We start from the raw sequence: 16228 nt of genomic DNA, 5'->3' as shown, positions 1-16228 counted from the left end.
CTTATTTAGAACTCTTCAACAAATAGCCCTAAATTCTGTATCGATTGAAAGATTGGATCCAATTGTATATGCGAATGAACGCTCATCAAATAATCATACCCGATAAAAAGCTTACATTTTCGTGGATAAAAAAGCGCCGAGCCCAAGTCCTCTCTTAGTTGTAATCTACAATGTTTACTTACATCCTCATAGGTTATTTTTCCGGTATTGTTTACAGTAGAGAAATAATAATGAAGCATGTCTTTTGGGTACAACTCGATATTGTCATTTATTAGTGCTAAAAACTGATCATCCGGGAAACTTTTAATAATATTTCTCGCATGTAGATGGGGAAGATTTAGTAAATCCATTATTAGATGTACAGCTTTTATGTAAGAATCCTCTGCTTTCTTGTACATTTCTATTGTAAGTTCTTGATTATCAAACACTTTTCCAATATCACTTATGCTCGTCCAATCTTCGCGGGTAAAACGGCCTTCAGCATCCCGGAATAAAGGGTTGTATTTTGTAATTCGGTATTTGTGCATTTTGTCACCTGTCATAAAGATTGGTATACTTACTTTCTTTTTTATAGGAAAACATCCAATCGAATTTATTGGTTTTTATGTTTGGTTTGGGAAGCAAAGAGTTCGGTTTAGCGCACTAAAATAGCCATCTCATTCGTAAGAGAATTCGATGGCTACTTAAAACTCGTTGATTAACGGACTGTCTTTCTAAATTTGAAAACAAATCCAATAATGAACGATACAATTGTCATGATGAATAGTGCAGTAGTGATTGTTGTCACGCCAGAATTGATATTAAGCGCATGATACACTTGTGCGCAGATACCAAATGGAATGGCGAAGAACAAAAATACCGTTCCGAAGATAGCATTCTTCGCATTATATAGCTCTGTCTTATGTGCAAGATCTAAGACTTTTAAGCTAAGGACCCAAAATGCACTCGTGATTGACCAGAATAGAAGTATGGAAGAAATAAATGAAGTAGAAGTTAGTCCCATAATTCGTTCAAAGAACAAATTAATGTTCCCCCATACCATCACTGTTTGATAAAGTCCCAACACAAAAAGTCCTGCTAAGAAGATAAACGCAAATCCAAACCCTGATGTATTATGTTTCATCTCCAAATATACTCTCCTTCCCCAATTCCGCTAAAACGAAACCTAATTTTCAAATTATTTTACAATATTTTTTAGAAAATTTAAACCCTTTTGTGCACTTTCGAAAAAATTTACATAATTGTGAGGGGTCTGACCCCACACAATTACACTTTTTGACGTTTTGTTTATTCCAGAAAGACATTCAACGAAATGGCCTATTACGTGTATTTTTAGGTTTATTCTTTCTTATAAAATGGAATATAATGGTTAGATTTTGTGTTACCTGTTTAAAATAGGCAAGCGCAAAGTACTTTAATTAAATGGAAGGAGAAGGTTGGATGGATCAATTTACTCAACCTAGTACAAGTTTTTCTGCCGACAAAATGATTGATAGTGCTGATCAAGTTAAACTCGCTGAATTCGTGGGAGAAAAAAAGAGAGAATTTTATTTTAGAAAATGGCAAAAAGACAACAGCTGGAACTGGGCAGCTTTCTTTTTACCCCTTTTTTGGTTGGGATACCGAAAAATGCTCAAGCCTGTTGTTTACATCCTTCTTGGTTTTATAGCAATTGACATTATTGTTTTATTTATGAGCATTGATGGGGCAGCTATCAGTAGAGGATTAGGTTATGGGCTTGCTGGAGCTCTAGGGATTACAGGTAATATGTTCTATAGAAAGCACGCTGAAAAACAAGTACAGGAAGTAAATCAACTTTCCATCAGCGAAGAGGAGAAGATGCATGAACTTCGCAAGCGCGGGGGTACCAGCGGAAAAGGAGCTTTTTTGGCTGTCTTAATGTTTGTTGGATATATACTGATTACTTTAGGAATGACACTTACATTAGCATAAATAAATTTAAGAAAGATAACTCGAAAATTGGAGTTATCTTTTTTGTATATTGTGTAAGCTAATCACCTGAACCTTCTATGTTCATCTTTTTCTCAATCGCTTCCACACATAATTCTTTAAACTTCTTACAAAATTTCCGTACCCTACCATGTTCCCAATTAAATTCATCATTATATTTTTCTATTAATTTGTCACAAAGTAAAATCAATGATTGTATTTGAGAACTTGTAAACTCGCAATATCCATAAGGATCTAAATCATTAAGTATCTCAAATTCACCATTATCTCCCTCTCTTTTACGCAAATAACTATGGATTGTCTGGTCAAATAAGATAGTTTTCTTTTCTCCTTTGATGTTAAACGTAATACCTGGCACCTTAAACCCTCGCTCTTCTCATTAATTTTCGTCTTAGAAACTTTTTAAAGTTATAAACAAAAAATCACAACGAATATCCGTTGCGACATTTTTAGTGAATTTGAGAGTTTTATTTCACGAAAAAATCTTTTCTTTTTTGTTTATGATTTGATTAAGGTTCTTCTTTAATAATGCAGCTTTATTTACGATCCCTTTTTCAAATTGTTCAATCGTTGTTTGATCTCCATTACTTTTAACGGGTTCAATATTAAGAACCTCTTCTAGTTGCATACGCGTCGATTGTTCTTCTGAATTATGATCTAAACTTCTCAAATAAATAAATGTATCCATATCTTGGTAATTCAATTCTATTTCAATTTCTAGTTGCTCGTTAGCGTATAAGAAGGTTGTCTTCCACCTCCCATCTGTATCGACCGGCTCAGAAAATCCATAATCTCGTATTAAATAGTCAAAACTTTCTTCGGTAATCGATGAGAATAAATTCATGGTAACACCTCCATATTTATTAGCTGTAGATATTTTTGTCGTTCATAATGAATTCCTTACAGTTTACACGGTTTCTTTACATAAAGATATTACTTATATTTTCGCTCTCTTCCTCGGTTCTCCTCTTTTGGAGGAGAATATGAGTGATTTAGTTTCATAAAGCGCAATATCGATAAAGGACACAGCGATTTCGCTGTGTCCTTTCCTGGTGAACAAATTTATTACTTTTGTAATTGTAAGGGGTCAGACCCCAAGTGGTAATATTATACTCGTATTCTAAATTTATGAAACCTGTGTTACCATTACTTCGTCTTACTATCGGAAATGCACCTTAAGGAGGATTAACGCTACGTGAAAAGTGAGGAATTAAGCGATTCCATAAGTATTGATGGCATGTCTAAGGATGATGCCATCGTTTACTTGATGCGATGCTACGGGGAAGAGATCAAACGGCTCGTTTATACATTCGTCAAGAATTGGCAGCAAGCTGAAGACATTACACAAGACGTCTATATCTCTTTGTACACGAAACTTGATACATTTCGTGGAGAATCCGCTGTTAGGAGCTGGATCTACACGATTGCTATCAATAAATCAAAGGACTTTTTAAAAAGCTGGAGCTATAGAAAGCTCTCTTTTACAGATAAATTCACTACAAACCAAAAAGAAAGTGCTCACTCTGCGGAAGAGGGTGTGATTGCGAGTAGCGAAGACCAACTTTTGTATCGAGCTGTGCTTTCATTACCACTAAAGTATAGAGAAGTTATACTGCTACACTATTACAAAGAATTCTCTGTACGTGAGATCGGCGAACTGCTATCCATGAATGAATCTACGGTTAAGACTCGTTTAAGTCGAGCAAGAAAAGTGCTGCAAGATTCTTATATTGAACTAGGAGGTGAGCGATAGTGGAGAATCAACTAAAAAACCTAAGCCGTACTATGGACAAACAAATCTCGAGTACTCCTGTTTTTACAAACACTGATGAACAAAATATATTGCTCGCTATTCGTAACTCATCAACAAAAAAAGTGGAAAAACCAAAAGTAAAGAACACATTTGTTCCAAGACTTCTAACAGCAGCGCTTTTTGCGGGGGTTATTTTTACTTCTTATACACTTATTGATAACTATCTGACACCTGAAACAGCGACTGAAATTGAAATAAAAAAACCTGAAATTCGCTACGCGCAAGAATTTTCACAAGCTTCAAGTATGATCAGTTATGATGAAAACACAAACATTCTAAAGATTAACGGTTCGGTTAAAAACACCACAGAATTTAATAGTGAAAAATTCCAGACCAAAATTAAGATTTTGAACGAAGAACTTCAAGCTGCTATTGGCTCAAAAACGATTGAAATCGATGAAACGCCAAAACAAGGTTATTTAAAACCAGAAGAACCATTTACATTTACGAAAGAAATCACTCTTGAAAAACCGATTTCGGAATCAGCTTTAAAAGATGCCCTACAAATCGAGGTTTATACAGAAACGAAAACGCTGACCTCTTTTATCATTAGTGACATTAAATTTACCGGCAAAAAAGCTGAAGAACCCGTTGTAGATGAGGAGCAGCCTGTCGTTGAAGAAAATGAAAAAGAAAGTGAAGAGAAAGACTCATCTTCAATTACCGAAAAAGAGAAACCCGAACAAGATACAACGGACAGTGTTATAGAAGAAAGTCCTAAACCTACAGATTCGCTTGATAATCTGGAAGAACAATATGGTAAAAAGAAAACTCCTTTTAACAGTGTTGAAGTCACGAAAAAAGATGGGTATTTCTTTATTAAAGGGATTACCATTGGAACTACATTAGATCAAGCTCTTCGCATATTAGGTCCGTATGATAAGATTAGTGAAAAAGAGCTACACGCACCAATAATAGCAACTTGGAATCTAGAAACTTCGTTAAAAGAATATCAAAATCCTGGGTTATTTGTAGAATTATCGGAGTTGAAAAAGGACAACAAAATAGGATACCTAAGTTATAATACGGGAGATATCGCTTATATAGAAAAAATAGTAGCCCAACTAGGCGAACCGTATAAAGAAGGACCTAATGTGAAATTTTTCTATTCGGAAAAATCCCGGCAAATGTTGATTATTAAGAACGAAGATAGCTATTACACAGTTAGTCTTCAATTCGAACCAACTCTTGATCCATATAAAAATGAAACCAATTAAAAATCCAAAATCCCCCAAATCCGCGTTTATCACCAGCGAATTTGGGGGATTTAGTTCTAAAGGACTAATTCATTTTAAGGAATAATGCTCATAGCTTCCTTTGTATTCATTGCTTTTTTATATTCAGCTTTAAGGTCATCTACTACTTCCTGGATGGTAGCAACTTTCTTCACACTTCCAACACCTTGCCCAGCTGACCAGATATCTTTCCAGGCTTTTGCTTTGGACTCTGAGAACGAAAGATCAATAGAATCTTTTTGCTTCAAGTTTTCTACATCAAATCCCGCTTTTTGTAGAGAAGGAAGCAGGTAGTTTCCTTTTATTCCACTAATCGCGTCAGTATAAACAAGATCCTCTAGAGTAGAATCTATTAACATCTGCCGGTAATCTTCACTCGCCGAAGATTCTTGAGTCGCAATAAAGCGCGTACCCATGTATACGAGATCTGCTCCAAGAATCTTGGCAGCCAGTATTTCTTCACCTGTTGAAATCGCCCCAGCTAGAATCGTCATTCCATCCCAGAATTCTTTTACTGCTTTTAAGAAAGCAAATGGATTTAACGTCCCACCATGGCCACCTGCCCCACTGCATACGAGGATTAATCCATCGATGCCAGTCTTAGCAGCTTTACGTGCGTGATCAAGCGAGATAACATCAGAGAATACGAGACCACCGTATCCGTGAACGATTTTAGCCACATCGCTTGGATTGCCTAGAGAAGTAATTACCACTGGCGGTTCATATTTTTTTATTAGCTCTAAATCTTCTTCAAAACGTTTATTCGTACGGTGAACAATTAAGTTAACACCCCATGGAGCTATCTTTGCTGAAGGATCTTCTTCCCTAGCTTTACTTAGCTCATCTGAGATATGTTTCATCCAATTTTCTAATAGATCGGAGGTGCGTGCATTCAGTAATGGGAACGTTCCAATAATTCCGTTCTTACAGCTTTCCAAGACCATATCAGGACTTGATACTAAGAACATTGGAGCATTTATGACAGGTAGACTGAGTTGATTCGACAAACTTAATGGCAAATTGCTGTTCAAGTACGATCATCCTCTCAACTATTTAGATATACGAATTAAAAAATCACCACCTTAACAAGTTCTATAAACCTTAATACAATCCTTTTTTCTCGTTTTAAAGAACGTTAAGAAAAAGTAAATATTACATTTATATTACTGTCATTTTCTGACAACATTTTTCAAACAGCTTGTATATAATCAATTTGAGCTAGGTCATTTGTCTCATCCTTCAGACAAGGGCAAACATTTTCGAAAGATATGGGCGCAAAGCCACGGGTCTAAGGCAACCGCTAGGATCGCCGGGCTACCTGAACATCACGCTTATCTGGAGGGAAATCTAATGGAGAAAAAGCCGACGTTAGATCGTGAGTGGATTCTTTTAATGAAGGAAGCTAAGGAAAACGGCATTACAAAGGAAGAAATTATGGACTTTTTAAAAAACCCCCAATTCATGACAATTGATGGATACTTTTCACCAGAAAAGCTAGCATTTAAGTAAGAACTAGTACTTATTTACTTCCCTAAATATTGAAGATATAATTAGTTTATTATGACTTCTAAAATGGGGAATCTAAATGGTAATTGGGGAAAATTTAAAAAAGTACCGCACGGAAAAAGGCTTCTCCATGACTGCCTTAGCTGAAAAGGCTGGAGTAGCTAAATCTTACATAAGCGCATTAGAGCGAAATATTCAGCAAAACCCTTCCATTCAACTTCTCGAAAAAATCGCAGAGGTCCTTGACATATCTGTTGACCACCTGATTAAAGAGGAAGTGAATAGCGAAGAACTTGACCAAGAATGGGCCAATCTTGTAAAAGAAGCCATGGGTTCTGGTGTTAGCAAAGAGCAATTCAAAGAGTTTCTCGAATTTAACAAATGGAAAAACAAACAAAACTAACCACCTGATTGCATCAGGTGGTTTTTACGTTGTCTGATGTGTCTTCGTGGGCTGCACATATTGAGGGTTTTGTATTTGTGTGGGGTCAGACCCCACACAAATGTTTAATGTTAATTAAAATAGGGTACGGGAAAAGGGTGTCTACTATTTTTGCCTATGGAGGATAATAAATGAAGCAGTCGCCAAACGAACTAATGGATTCTCAAAAAAGTGTAGATGTGAATGGTTCTTCTTTTCATTGGGACACAGCAAAAGGTATTTTTCAATTTGAAGGCGAAGATGTAATGTTGTTTTGGATTGATTCAGCATTTAAGGTGTTTCTTGAATCCATTGAAGAGATTACAGGAGAAGGAACAGCAGATCTCGTTTTTGAAACAGCTGGGTATCGGACAGGGTTAATCGTTAGTGATTTTTACATAAGAACGATCAAAGATATTGAGATTTCCGCTGAATCATTGCCTAACATTTATGCATCAGCTGGTTGGGGTAAAACATACATAGAGCTTGATGTAGAGAAAAAAGAAGCAATCATTACGATTACAAACAGCTGGGAAACAAAAATCAAAAAAGCGCAGAACAGCGAACGCATGGGACGCTTCTTACCTGGCCACTGGGCTGGTGTTTTCACCGGACTCTTTCAAACCAACATGTGGTTCGAGGTGCTTGATAACGAGTCTGAACCTAACACGTTAGCATTAAAAATCACAGAATCACAAATAACTCCAAAAGATAATATCCGCGATCTCGTTCAACGGGAAGAACAGCATGAGATTATGAAGCTAGAAGCGATGGTGGAAGATCGAACTAGGGAGTTAACCGATCTAATTCGAGAGATTTCCTCTCCCATTATTCCGGTTACCGATCATATCGTGGTTATTCCTTTGATTGGTAAATACAATGAGCTCCGTTCAAACGATATGTTAGAGCATACACTTACTTCACTTCCTCAACATCGAGCTAAATTTGTAATTTTAGATCTAACGGGTATTAAGTCTATCGATACTGAAATGGTGGGAATGTTGAACAAACTTGTTTCTTCCGCCCGATTGTTCGGTATGGAAACGTTATTGGTTGGAATCTCACCTGAATTAAGTATGGAAATTACAAAACACCAATATTCTCTCGGAGAAAGTACATATTTCAGAAACCTGAAGCACGCCATCCACTTTGCTTTTGCAAAGGAAGGAATGCTCATACAAGAACCTACGAAGTAAAAAAATCCACGCTGCGGTTGCAGCGTGGTTTTTTTGTTTTATCTTGTGTTTTTGCTTCAGAGTATCTCTGAGATGAACAAATTGAAGGGATTTGTATTTGTATGGGGTCAGACCCCAATTTCTTAAAATCTCAACGTTCGTCTAAGCAACTTGTCTGCCTCAACATATGATATACAGAAACCGAAACCAATTGGAAGTCGGTATCAATTTGTGAGGTGAAACAATTAATGTGTAACAAGTGTGGAAACTACGACCACTGCAAACATGAAAAGCACGAGAAGCATGAAAAAGTTGAGAAGTGTTACAAGAAAGTAGAATGGGTTTGTGAAGAATCTTCTTCATCATCCTCTTCATCTTCTTCGTCCTCTTCTTCATCTTCGTCTTCATCTTCTAGCTACGAAGTGTTAAAGTGCAAGAAGTTTAAAAAAGCTAAGAAAAAGCAACATCATTGCTGCTGCGATCCTTGGGCAAGAATCTTGTTCTAGGATAAGAATTAGAATAGAAGTGCAAACTCTGGTTTGTACTTCTATTCTTTTATTTCTTTGGTTTTTATCATGTTTACCTTATAAAATCATTTTATAATAAAAATTTCCTTAATAATTATAAGGCTTTAGCCGATAAAGAATAAGAGACTATTATTTTCCGTAAAAACCTTATGGCTCAATATTCATGAGCAAAGTAATTAAATTCGTTATATACAAAGACTTAATACCCATTCAATTAAAATACTATTCTAATTTACTTTTAACACGGAGGCTTTTCACATGAACAAACAAGTTGGAGTTAAGTTTACATATTATCGCATGGGAACGACCATCTCTATAATGACTGACTTTGAAAAAATTGAAGATTTATACGAGCAAGGTCTAGAACAAGTAGCCAGAGAGTGTATAGATGAAGTGTACAGAGCGACAGAACTTAATCTAACCAAATTATCTCAACCTTATCCTGCAACTCAATTTTGTTTTTTTTCAGAGTTAAGTTACCATTCAGATCAGTCCATTACTGAAAAGAATAGAATAAATGTAATCAACACTAGAAGTGCAAAGAAAGAACTAGTCTATTAATAGTTAATTTACAAAAAAGAGGAATGACCGCTACATATGCGGAGTCATTCCTCTTCCTCGTTGGTTAAAAACTATAAACGCTTTGTCCCTAAGTAACGTGGCTTCCAATAGCTGTTGCTCATATCTGAAATCGTCACTCCTGTTGAAGATCCAGCGTGAATGAACTTTCCATTACCAACATAGATACCCATGTGTGAAGCTCCAGAATCAGTCGTTGAGAAGAACACAAGATCTCCTACAGCTTGAGTGGATACGCGATATCCAGTTTGGTTCCACATTTCTTTTACCGTACGCGGCAAAACGATATTATGTGAGTTTTTGAAAACATAGTTAATGTACCCTGAACAGTCAAACCCAGCGGTAGTTGTTCCACCCCACTTGTACGGGGTCCCTTGAAAACGTTTGGCATAGTCTACTAGATACGTGTTATTAACATTATAGACTCCTAGTTTGTTAAACGTACTGCGGCCAGCAATTCCGTCTGCCGTTAAACCTTTTGCACGCTGAAAGCTCATTACCGCACTCTTTGTATATGACCCAAAGTATGTCGTTGTTGAACCGCTATATGTAAAATAACCTTTATCTCGCAATATTGTTTGAAGTGTTTTCACATCTGAGTGTGTCATTGTTGGACGAAGTGTTTGATCTCCTATATTTGCAAACGCCTGTAGTGGCGACAATAATAAACTAGCACCTAAAACTGATGTAACTATCCATTTTTTCATTATTTATCCCAAACTCCTTTGATTTTCCAAGTAATCTATTATTATCCTACAATAAATAATAGGACTTGTGTTTTACGCTTCCGTTACGGAAAATAGGAATTTGGTCCGCTTGTAAAATCATGTCGAATTTAGTATTCCGCTAAAATAATTATTTTACTGGACACTTTTGACCTTTAATAGCCAAAATCTCCAAGGCCTTCTCGCTGAAGGATTTCTTCTATTTCAAGACTATAATCCTCTCCATACATATTTCCATTTATATAAAAATCATCTGTACATCCGTTCTTTTTAACAGTAAGATTTGAAAATTGGAACTCCTGTTCATCATTTGAAATAGAACCTGAACTACCTATGTGAACACACTTCTCATCAATTTTTACTCTTTCACCATTTTTATCTACAAAATAATATTTATTTTTAATCGTCCCCTCTGCTTGAGGTAACGAAGTAAGGGCATAACCTTGATCGTTTACTTGAATCACGTTATAGTCTCCCATTTTTTTTGCTTTTGGCTCTTCCTTTATGTTATATATTACCGTTACTTTACCCTCATAATTAGCTGGAAAAAGATAATATTCATGGGTTTCTTTTTCCATCCACTTGTCCAATAAAAAAGACGAATAAACAGCAAGGACCACAATACCAACTAGAATAACACCATTTACTATCCCTGTTTTCCAATTAAATGGATTTCCTTTTCTTTTTTGCCATTCTTCCGATAAGAAAAAAAGAACGGCACATGCAATAGCAAAAAAGTTCAACCCTTCAATAATAAAGAAGGTAATAAAGCCAAAGAAAATATGTAAGAAACCTGATATTAAAAGTTGAAATCTACCACAACTTTTTGTGATCCAATCGATTAGAATTGAAATAGGTATTGCATAAAAAAAGTTTCCCACCAAAGTAAAGAATAGTATTATCAACAAGATAAACAAATCTTCATAGGACTCATAATCATAAATAAAATAAAAACTCAGCAAACCAGGTAGTAAAAAAGCTGAGAAAAGCGCTGAATCAATTTTTCTTGAAAGATTTCCTGTCAAAAAAATCACCCCTTATGTGAAATACTTCACATAAACATATTAACACTCTTCTTATTTGATTGGAATATTTAGGATAAAAAAAGAAGCCTGCCATATAGCAGACTTCATCCAACAATCTCTCCAAGCGTTTCCGCAAAGTTTTCAGATTGCGCGACCGAACCGAACTGTCGCACTTTTTGTTTTGAGCCGTAAAATAACAGCTCACCTTCTTTTAGAATTAAAAAAGAAGTACATAATGTTTCGAGCTCTTGGGCGTCATGACTGGAATAGAGGATCGTCTTTCCTTCTCTCCCCAGCTGCCGCAAATCATTTACGATCTCTTGCTTTGCAGATATGTCAATTCCGACAGTCGGTTCATCTAAAATCAAAAGATCCGGGTCATGAAGCATAGCGATCAAGATGTTTAACTTTCTCTGGTTACCACCAGATAGATGCTTCACTTTTTTATCGAGGTGCTCAGCCAGTCGCCATTCCTCGCAGCGCTGCATCCACCTTTCTTCTGACGAACCACCAGCTAACTTGGAAAAAAATCTTAAGTTCTCGCGCGTTGTAAGTTCATGATAAACTGCGATTTCTTGCGGTACGTAACCGATTTTCTGCCGAATCTTCTTTTGTTCTTTCCTTACATCGAGCCCATCGATCTGAACCGATCCGCCAGATCCTTTCATGAGGGTCGCTAATATTCTTAGAAGCGTTGATTTACCTGCACCGTTCGGGCCAACAACGCCTACGGTTTCTCCTTTTTCAATAAAGAAGCTCATTTCTTTTAGTACTTCTTTTCTACCAAACTTCTTTTTCAAATTTTCTGCTGCAATCAAGCGTTGTCACCTGCCTTTATGGTTGAAAGTACGTATAAAACGATGCTGAGACCCACAAATATAAAATGGAATCATAAGCGTTTCTTGGTTTAGAGATGATACGATCCAATATTGCGGCGTCCATTCTGCAGCACGCTGTAAAAAGCTTGATAGCTCATCGCTCGGGAAGAAAGTTCCGCTTAAAAGCGATGTGCACAATACGACGAAGAGTGTGATTGCTTGCCATGTGCGGTTGCTATGCACGAAATAAGCAAACAGAAGAGATAGCGCGTTTAGAAATAAGACGTAGCCGATCAAACCAAAAATCGTTGCACCGTTCAATGTTAACTCATCTTGCCACCAGCCATAACTAAACAATAATATGAGCATTATTAGCTGCAAAAGTAACACGCCTAATGCGTTTCCAAACCAGTAAGTTGAAAATCGGCCTGCTGCGTAAGGTACTCTTGAGCGCATACCGGAATCACGATCTTTAATCGGCCAGCTGTTATATAAAAAACTAAACAACATGAGAAGTACGAGCATTCCTGGAACATAGATCGAAGTGGCATCACCAGAATCTACTACCGATGATTCTCTCGTTACCCCAACTTTATAGTCAACGGTCATAAGTGGCTTCGGTTCCCAATGCTTATCGCTAAAGGTCCACGCATCTTTCCAGACCTTAGCTTGCTCGTCAGCATCCAGTTTCTCACTTTTTCCGTACGTTTTTAACACCGTATTTGCGCCATACGAATTACTCGATAACCGCTTCACTTCACTTGCAAAAATCTCGCGCACCAACCCATGAGAAATCGAACCTGACGAGAGCCACATTGTAACTAGCTCATCTTCATCATTTTTTTGTATGCTTTCCATAAACCCTTCAGGTATAAAGAAACCGATGGCCGCTTTTTGCGTCTCGATCTGATTGCGCGCATCCTCTTCATTACGAACACTTGCCGCTACCGCTGGATTTTTACTCACTCGTTCTATGACCGTTTTTGAGTATTCCGTTTCGTCTTCGTCCACGATCACAACAGGAATCTTTGTCGCATCACTTGTTTTTTCCACGGACATGTCTAAAAAAATCAGCACGAGAACCGGAACGATGAGTCCCAGCCAGCTCCACGGACTTTGAAGCAATAATTTTATACGTGTAATGGCAATTGTCCAGACCATGGCAACCTCTTCTTTATTGTGATAAGTAGCAAACTCACTGCCCAAATGGTGATCGAAAAGCTTAGCAAGAGAAGAACAGACATCCATGTTTCGTTCCCCACAAATAGTGTTTCAATCAGTCCGCTGTGTGCGTGATGCACGATGTTAAGCATACTTACGCTGCGCCACATTTCCGGAAGATACGAAAGTGGCATAACACTTCCACTTGTGGCAACGAGTCCCATCGCAAGGATGATTCCCGCTCCCCATTTTGCTGCGTTACGAACAAAAAGTTCCTGACAAAGTGCGAAAAGAGATGAGATGCTTAGGCAGTATGCTAAAAGTATAAATATCGCTGTGATGCTCCACGTTTTTGTTAAAGCATAAAATAGAGCAGTCAAAACAACGCTTTGGATGACAAGCAGAAGGAAAACGGATAGTACATTGCTAAAAAAGAATACGAAAGACCTTACCCCTTGTAGACTTAGTCTTTCGCGCAGTGCGGTTTGTTCACTTCTTGCGGTTAAACTCATACCAAACAATCCTCCAACGAGTAACAGGATCAACACACCAGATAAGCTGTAATAGTCTATTGTTGTGACTCCGCCGAACGCACTTAGCGTTTCCGTTTCGTAGATCTTGTTTCGGTTCAATGCTTGCAGCGTAAAGTCCGTGATAACTGTGTCGCGGTATGCCCGGAATTCTTCAGAACTTAAGTCCATTTTTCGCAAATAATGAAAAGCTGCGTTTGCGCCGCTTTGAGCGGAAGAGATTAAGTTGGCGTTTGACACCATCACTTGCTGAAGGAGTTTTGCTTGAAAAGGACGTTCAGGGTTACCGATGACGGTTACGGGGATATTTTTACCGCCTCGAATTCCTTTAGTAAATCCATCCGGTACGATCACCATACCCGCGATTTCGTTGCTAGCCAGCTTTTCACTTGCGGTTTCTGCATCTGTTTTTTCAAAGGTTAATACGTTTTTTAGTTCTTCTGAGTTTTCATACTGCTTCATGAGCAATTTGGTTTCAAACGTGTTATCTTCATCTACGATCGCTACGGCAAAAGGCTCTACCCACTGCTTTTCTTCAAGAAGTGGTTTTAGCCCAAGATACGTGATTCCAAGTAACAGTATCGGAAACAGCATCATAGCAATCAGAGGAAAAGGCTGCTTTAGCCAGCATTTTACCGTTAGATGGGCAATGAGTAGCGTTTGCCTCATAGTGTCGTTCCTTTCGTTTAAAAATTGGGTGAAGGTTCGGAGCTGAAAACCGCTTAGAACCTATACCTGTAGGGGCATTGGACTGGTTGAATCCAGAAGTTTTGGCTATTTATCCACGAGTTTTGCCTGTTTATCCAGAAGTTTTGGCACTTTATCCAAAAGTTTCGGCCGTTTATCCACGAGTTTACAATCCTCGACAATTCAGACGCAGCCTACAAGCTATATATACCCTATTAAGTTAGAAAAAAAGGACAAAGATCAACTTTGTCTTAAGTTATCTCTGTCCTTCTTATTATCATTCTATTGGAACATTTGAGCGTTTTCACCGATAAATTGCTCGATGTTGCGTTGAATTTCTGACATCATCGTCATCATTTCAGCGTCACTCATCTCAGCAACGTTTACTGCTTTTCCTTCTGAAAGCTCAGGGAATTTCAGTTTATCGCCGAACGTCGTTTTTGTTTTGATGTTTAATCCAACGTTGATATCGCCCATTGTAGCGTCGTTACCAGTTAGAGTTACTTTGTAATCGTGTTTTGCAAAGTCTTTATCAAGGTTTTGGTCACCCGTGTGCTCGATTTCAAGCGTCATGTCTGGAAGCTCCATTGGCGCATCGCCTGCAGGAACAAGATTAGCCGTCCATTTTGACTTCTTATCTGTGCCTTCACCTTTAATTTGGAAACCAATACCTTGTGTTGTACCGTTTTCAGTCGCTTCGAACTTCGCTTTAATATCACGCTTCATGCCGTCTTTACCTTTTGGTTCGCTTTCCATCTTTACATCAACAAGTACTGTTTCAGCTTCACCTTCAGGACCCATATTAAGAACCCAAGAAGAATTTGTTACTTCGCCCTTCTTCCAGCTTTCAGACTTGTAGTTCATCGCAACCGCTTCTTCACCGTTCGCACCAATCTTCATTGTTACGTTACGGCTTACTACTTTATCATCGCCATCGATGATTAAAACTTGCTTCATTCCACCAGGAATCTGCACGTCATCTTTAATTCCTTTTTTCGCATCAGCAAGAATTGACTTAATTTCTTTCTTCGCATCTGCCTTGCTCATGCTGGTAGTTGGTGCTACCATGCCTGTTTGAAGTCCACCTTGCAATGCTGACTGTTCAGCGATCGCGTCTAGGATTTCATCGTCTTTTTCGATCTTTTCAACAAAGTTTACAAGCATTGCTTTTGTTTCTTTTTCAGAAAGAGAAACCGTTAGCTCGCGAAGCTTCTCACCTTTAAAATCAACATCGTCTTTTAGTTTTACGTTTTCATCTTTCACGCTGTCTGCGTAAACTTTTGCAAACTCTTCGAACGCTTCATCACGAGCGTCTTCACTTAGGTCGCCATCAACTGCTTTAAAGAAGTTTTCAAGCTTTTCCATACCTTGGTACGCTGGATCGAACTTACGCATCACGTCACCGAACTGGCTGTTTTCGAAGTAAACGTTCTTATCGTAAGCTGCAGGTACATTTACAGCTGTTTGTTTATTGTTTTGATAAAACTCAGCATCCATTAAGTCTGCATCGTTCATTCTCAAAGCCATTTTAACAGATCCTTCTTCTTTCTTAGGATCTTGCTGTGTTGTTACCTTAAATTCGCTGTTTTCTAATACGGAACCGATCAAAGCAGCTTCCATTCCACCTGCTCCAAACATCGCCGGGTCAACATCTACCCCAACGCTCGCTTCAGACTTATACGCTTCTTCCATTTGCTTTTCAGAAAGTGCTAGTGCATCTCCAAAGCTGTCTTCAAAAGATTCGTTTAGTGCTTTAAATGTGTTCATCTCGGATTTCAAATACAATTCACGCGGAGATAGATCTACGAACATCGCATAAGCAGTTGCCCCGATTGCAAGCACTGCGATAATAGCTAGCCCAATGATCAACGGTCGTTTCTTGTTTCCAGTACTCTGATTAACTTGTGTTTCCATCGTTTAATTGTCCCCCTCTTAATAAATATATAAGCTTTGTCCTACCAACTTATTACACTGTTATTCTAAAAAAATAGCAGCTTATTTCTCTATTGGCTATTATGGGTAAAAAAGGAATTTTTTCGCCCACAGTTTTCTACT

At 37.9% G+C, this 16228-nt stretch carries 18 protein-coding genes and 1 riboswitch; of the genes, 7 read left to right on the top strand and 11 right to left on the bottom strand.

Annotated elements, in window-relative coordinates; genetic code table 11:
• Positions 1–5: 5 nt before the first annotated feature.
• Together HU823_RS07405 and HU823_RS07400 are read right to left on the bottom strand one after the other, a co-directional pair.
• Entirely contained in the window at positions 6–527 is a 522-nt protein-coding gene (locus tag HU823_RS07405) for a hypothetical protein (protein WP_197221624.1), read from the bottom strand.
• Between the two features lie 170 nt (positions 528–697).
• Entirely contained in the window at positions 698–1123 is a 426-nt protein-coding gene (locus HU823_RS07400; protein WP_197221623.1) for a hypothetical protein, read from the bottom strand.
• A 317-nt stretch (positions 1124–1440) separates the two neighbouring features.
• Between HU823_RS07400 and HU823_RS07395 the strand changes: the two genes are divergently transcribed.
• Positions 1441–1953: a DUF2628 domain-containing protein gene (locus HU823_RS07395; RefSeq protein WP_197221622.1), complete on the top strand. Its 513-nt coding sequence runs from the start codon at positions 1441–1443 to the stop codon at positions 1951–1953.
• Positions 1954–2011: 58 nt separating this feature from the next.
• On the opposite strand, the gene HU823_RS07390 is transcribed toward HU823_RS07395, so the two are convergent.
• Both HU823_RS07390 and HU823_RS07385 read right to left on the bottom strand, forming a co-directional pair.
• Positions 2012–2329 (bottom strand): hypothetical protein, encoded by a 318-nt coding sequence (locus HU823_RS07390; RefSeq protein ID WP_197221621.1) that lies wholly within the window; start codon positions 2327–2329, stop codon positions 2012–2014.
• A gap of 114 nt (positions 2330–2443) precedes the next feature.
• A complete protein-coding gene (locus HU823_RS07385) occupies positions 2444–2815 on the bottom strand; it encodes a hypothetical protein (RefSeq protein ID WP_197221620.1) in 372 nt (123 codons plus the stop codon).
• A gap of 351 nt (positions 2816–3166) precedes the next feature.
• Here HU823_RS07385 and HU823_RS07380 point away from each other — a divergent pair, with 351 nt between their 5' ends.
• Complete coding sequence (locus HU823_RS07380; RefSeq protein WP_197221619.1) at positions 3167–3724, top strand: sigma-70 family RNA polymerase sigma factor; 558 nt, start codon at positions 3167–3169, stop codon at positions 3722–3724.
• Positions 3724–5001, top strand: a complete 1278-nt coding sequence (locus tag HU823_RS07375) for a hypothetical protein (protein WP_197221618.1) — start codon at positions 3724–3726, stop codon at positions 4999–5001. The genes HU823_RS07380 and HU823_RS07375 overlap by 1 nt, the downstream gene beginning before the upstream one ends.
• A gap of 74 nt (positions 5002–5075) precedes the next feature.
• Here HU823_RS07375 and HU823_RS07370 read toward each other — a convergent pair whose 3' ends face one another.
• The gene (locus HU823_RS07370; protein WP_255548957.1) at positions 5076–6050 is read right to left on the bottom strand and encodes an NAD(P)H-dependent flavin oxidoreductase; all 975 of its coding nucleotides are present in this window, start codon (positions 6048–6050) and stop codon (positions 5076–5078) included.
• Positions 6051–6257: 207 nt separating this feature from the next.
• A riboswitch (cyclic di-GMP riboswitch) is annotated at positions 6258–6341 on the top strand.
• Positions 6342–6369: 28 nt separating this feature from the next.
• On the opposite strand from HU823_RS07370, the gene HU823_RS07365 reads away from it, so the two are divergent.
• The 4 genes from HU823_RS07365 (at position 6370) to HU823_RS07350 (ending at position 9209) form a co-directional block, all read left to right on the top strand.
• The gene (locus HU823_RS07365) at positions 6370–6528 is read left to right on the top strand and encodes an anti-repressor SinI family protein (protein ID WP_197221617.1); all 159 of its coding nucleotides are present in this window, start codon (positions 6370–6372) and stop codon (positions 6526–6528) included.
• 76 nt (positions 6529–6604) lie between these two features.
• Complete coding sequence (locus tag HU823_RS07360) at positions 6605–6928, top strand: helix-turn-helix domain-containing protein (protein WP_197221616.1); 324 nt, start codon at positions 6605–6607, stop codon at positions 6926–6928.
• A 170-nt stretch (positions 6929–7098) separates the two neighbouring features.
• Positions 7099–8142 (top strand): STAS domain-containing protein, encoded by a 1044-nt coding sequence (locus HU823_RS07355; protein WP_197221615.1) that lies wholly within the window; start codon positions 7099–7101, stop codon positions 8140–8142.
• Positions 8143–8906: 764 nt separating this feature from the next.
• Positions 8907–9209: a hypothetical protein gene (locus tag HU823_RS07350; protein WP_197221614.1), complete on the top strand. Its 303-nt coding sequence runs from the start codon at positions 8907–8909 to the stop codon at positions 9207–9209.
• Between the two features lie 71 nt (positions 9210–9280).
• On the opposite strand, the gene HU823_RS07345 is transcribed toward HU823_RS07350, so the two are convergent.
• From HU823_RS07345 to HU823_RS07320, 6 genes are all read right to left on the bottom strand, one after another.
• A complete protein-coding gene (locus HU823_RS07345) occupies positions 9281–9934 on the bottom strand; it encodes an NlpC/P60 family protein (RefSeq protein ID WP_197221613.1) in 654 nt (217 codons plus the stop codon).
• Positions 9935–10107: 173 nt separating this feature from the next.
• A complete protein-coding gene (locus HU823_RS07340) occupies positions 10108–10977 on the bottom strand; it encodes a DUF6843 domain-containing protein (protein WP_197221612.1) in 870 nt (289 codons plus the stop codon).
• Between the two features lie 104 nt (positions 10978–11081).
• Positions 11082–11795: an ABC transporter ATP-binding protein gene (locus tag HU823_RS07335; protein WP_197221611.1), complete on the bottom strand. Its 714-nt coding sequence runs from the start codon at positions 11793–11795 to the stop codon at positions 11082–11084.
• Between the two features lie 6 nt (positions 11796–11801).
• Positions 11802–13043 (bottom strand): ABC transporter permease, encoded by a 1242-nt coding sequence (locus HU823_RS07330; RefSeq protein WP_197221610.1) that lies wholly within the window; start codon positions 13041–13043, stop codon positions 11802–11804.
• A complete protein-coding gene (locus tag HU823_RS07325) occupies positions 12926–14155 on the bottom strand; it encodes an ABC transporter permease (protein WP_197221609.1) in 1230 nt (409 codons plus the stop codon). The genes HU823_RS07330 and HU823_RS07325 overlap by 118 nt, the downstream gene beginning before the upstream one ends.
• A 300-nt stretch (positions 14156–14455) precedes the next feature.
• The gene (locus tag HU823_RS07320) at positions 14456–16087 is read right to left on the bottom strand and encodes a DUF6583 family protein (protein ID WP_197221608.1); all 1632 of its coding nucleotides are present in this window, start codon (positions 16085–16087) and stop codon (positions 14456–14458) included.
• Positions 16088–16228: the final 141 nt, after the last annotated feature.

The sequence above is a fragment of the Fictibacillus sp. 18YEL24 genome, assembly GCF_015903855.1.
Lineage (GTDB): Bacteria > Bacillota > Bacilli > Bacillales > Fictibacillaceae > Fictibacillus > Fictibacillus phosphorivorans_C.
Note: the sequence above shows the minus strand (reverse complement) of the source record. Positions and strands in the feature narration are given on the sequence as shown.